We start from the raw sequence: 3,499 nt of genomic DNA, 5'->3' as shown, positions 1-3,499 counted from the left end.
CACACACCGGGCCAGGCACCACGACGTCGGCAAGACGGTCAAACGTGCCGAGTCGATCAAGGAGCACCAAGCCCGCAGAGGTTAAACGTCAAGCTAACACCATGGGGATACGCAGAGCCCTGGTGTGAAGAGCCAGGTGAGTGCACTTTGGTAGCCGTGGCGCCAGCCGCGGGTATGGACAGCGTCCGGGCGGGGATAGTCGCCGTCAGTGGCTTTCGCATCGACGTTTTGCCCCCTGTCAAGGTAGGACTGCAGGGCCTTAAAACCATATCCCTCGTCGCCTCCGAGTGAGAAGTACTGCTGGTTGCGGCTCGAGGGGTCGTAGGTCTCCATGACCAGGGGGCCACCGTCGCCCCCTTCATAGGCCATAACCTCACCCTTCTCCGGGTTGTACATGATGAAGTGGCCACCCAGGTCGATCTTGTACCACCAGCAGTAAGGGTTCGCTGCCCCTGAATGGTTCTCAATCCACAACGAGTTGTTGGAGGCGCTGGCGCATAGTTCGTCGTAGAACGCTCTATTGACCACCATGTTGGTGCCGGGCAGTGACTGGATGTTCCAGGTCAGCGCCATCTGATCGCCGTGGCGCCAGCCTCGAGTATGAACGGCGTCCCTGCGGGGGTAGTCGCCGTCAGTGGCTATAGCGTCGACGTTTTGCCCCCTGTCGAGGTAACTCTGTAGTGCCTGGGCATCCCAGGATTCCCTACCGCCCAGCGAGAAGTACTGCTGGTTGCCACCCCAGGGGTCGTAGGGTTTCATGACCAGCGGGCCTTCGTTGCCACCTTGGTAGGTCATAACTTCGCCCTTTTGCAAGTTGTACAGCACGAAGTGGTCGTTCTGAATGAACTGTTTCCACTGGCAGTACCGGTTGTCGCTGGAGAGAGTGCCGAGCCACACGGAGTCACCCAGCGGGCTTGCGCACAGCATCCGATCCTTCCACCGCCCACTGATGATTAGTTTGGGTTCGGACTCCAGACCGGCGATGGAGGGTTCCTCGGGGACTGCGGTGGCCCCGTTGAGAATCCACTGCTGGCTGCTGCGGCAATCGCTGACCAGCTGCAAGACATCTGCGACGGTGTCCAGGCATTGACCGCCGGCACGGTTGACCAGCAGGCCGCCCGGCAGCGACGCGCCTGCCTGTGTCAGGTCCCACTGCTGGCTCGCCGACTGGTCGCAGTCCTGCCAGACTGCCCGGGAGGTGACCAAATCATGGTCGAGGCATTTGGTGTCCTGCCGGATACTTCCGTCTGAGGCGAACGTCCAATCCAGATCCGTGGAGAACACGCTTTCCAGCGGGCGGTCGCATCCGGACAGGTGCGCGCGGATGCCGTTACCCTTCTCCGCCCGAGCCAGAAAGCACGCCGCGCGCTGCTGGACGGTTCGGATCTTGCCTACCGTGGTACCTCGCAGCCACTGCTGATCCTGGGAGCCGTCGCATGTCTGCAACGACAGCGAGCCGCCTGGTCTGGTGGTGATACACAGGTGAGCGGCCAGATTGAACAGGCTACCCTTCGCCCCGAAGATCCACTGCTGTGCGCGGCTGGCGGTGCAGGCTGACACGAGGAGGACAGCGCCTTCCCCGGAGCCGTTGCCGGTTAGACACCGGCCGGCACTGCGTACGGTTTGGTCAGGCTCGAACGTCCAGGTCTGCGTCTTGTTGCCGTTGGTCGAGCATCCCGTCATGCCGAGCAGTTCGTCCTGCCATATACCCACGCACTCGGTGGTATCTCCGGCAGAGCGGATCGGGCCGCTGGTGACCGGAAGGGTCCACACCTCGGAATCATTGGACGGATCACAATCGGGAGACATCACCAACCGGTATCCGTTGCCGGCTTTCCCGCCGCTGAGACACAAGCCACTGGCGTCGTTGCGTACGGTCCCGCCCGCTGTCAACTCCCACCACTGCTCGGGGCTCTGGTCACATGGCTGCACGGTGACCCGGGTCGGATCCCCACCATCGCCGGTGTCCAGACAACTCTGCCGGTTTTGAATCATCCCTTGTCCCTGGAACGTCCAGTTCTGCTCCACCAGGTCCGCGCAGGAGACTCGCTCTACTGCGGTGTCGTTCCCGCCACCGGCGGCAACCGCCGCGCATCGCCCCGGATCCCGCGTCAGCGACATTCGTCCGCTCACCGTCGCCGCCGCCTGCAGGCGGAACCCGAACCGTACCGGGTAGTGGTCGGATATGACGCCACCTGCCCGCGCAGCCATGAACCCGAGGGGATAGTCGTTGGTGACCATATAGTCGAGCTCGTTGCCGTTCTGCTGCGTCGGCTGGCCCGAGGTGATCGTGCGCACTCCCGCCGGAAAGGACGCGTCCGTGTTTAACCGGGCGGGGGTGCGGTTGAAGTCAGCGAGCAGTGCCCAGGAGGCCACGCCCTGAGCAGCCATCCGTGTGTTCACGGCCGCGACGATACGCCCGGCATCATTGCGGGAGTTGGGTCCGTAGGAGCGAGCATGGGCGTTCCAGAAGACTGAGTTGTCGGCCAGTTGAACGCCCAGGCTGGGCCGCCCTAGGGCCCCAGCAGGGGTGTTGTCAGCCTGCGGAGCGAGCACCATCACGTCGGTCGCCTGCTGCCGTGTCACGATAGCGAGATTTACACGGTTGCCGTTTGGATCTGTCTGCAGGAAGTAAATATAGTTCCTGCCCCAGCTATATTCCGGGACGCTGTAGGCGACTCCGTTCTCGACGATGTTGATCACCTGCAGCTGACGCGCGCTGGGAGGGACCTGCCCGGCTTCCTGGAGCGCAACCACCTGCGCACCACCACGCAAGAGAGCGTTCACCCCGGTCGTCCACTTGTTCTCGTCATTGGCGTTAGCTCCCTGCATGTTCCATGTCGCGGAAGCATGGCCGGAGATCGCCTGCACGTTCGGGTACTGCGCCTGGGCGGGTGTCGCTACTACCGCAAGCAACACCGCAGTCGTTAACGCGACCTGTCTAAGGCTCCGCAACCAGTTCACCCATGTACCACCTCTCACCCAGACCGGTTAGTCCGATCGAGTGGCGCGAGCATGCCATGTAGTGACTGCTGTGCCAAGGGGGAACAAGCTTGCCTTGCTCGGGGCTGCAGCAGGGGCCCTTGACCCTCGCCACGGCAGCTGTAGTTCTTGTTTACGGCTGTTATCCATAGGTACACAGGCCCGTGGGTGTGTTTGAGGTGGTTCCCACCTGGTCGTGTGGTCTGGTTCGGGAAGCGGTGCTGATTGCGGGTGGGGGTTGGTTGTGTTCGGTGGGTGGAGCAGACCTACGTAGCTGAGAGCTCGATCTCCCCCTGCGAGTCGGGGAGGCCTTGCGCCTGCGCCAGGAGGATCTGCACCCCCTAGTGTCCTGCGCCGGAAATAGCGAGACTAAGTCTGCTTCCGGTTTTCAGTGGTTGGCGGGTTGATTTTCGTGAGGTAGTCGGCGAGGGAGTTCAGGATCTCGTCGGCGGTCTTGGTCCAGGTGAAGGGCCTGGGGTTCTTGTTCCAGTCGTCAATCCAGGCTCTGATGTCGTCT

Annotated in this window: 1 protein-coding gene; it reads right to left on the bottom strand. The window is 62.3% G+C overall.

Annotated features, from left to right (window positions below; translation table 11 throughout):
- Nucleotides 1-93: 93 nt before the first annotated feature.
- Complete coding sequence (locus tag AC07DW_RS33830) at nucleotides 94-2,964, bottom strand: ricin-type beta-trefoil lectin domain protein (RefSeq protein WP_478861440.1); 2,871 nt, start codon at nucleotides 2,962-2,964, stop codon at nucleotides 94-96.
- Between the last annotated feature and the right edge of the window lie 535 nt (nucleotides 2,965-3,499).

This window comes from Streptomyces sp. NPDC045701, assembly GCF_056432045.1.
This window is presented reverse-complemented; position numbering and strand designations above follow the sequence as displayed.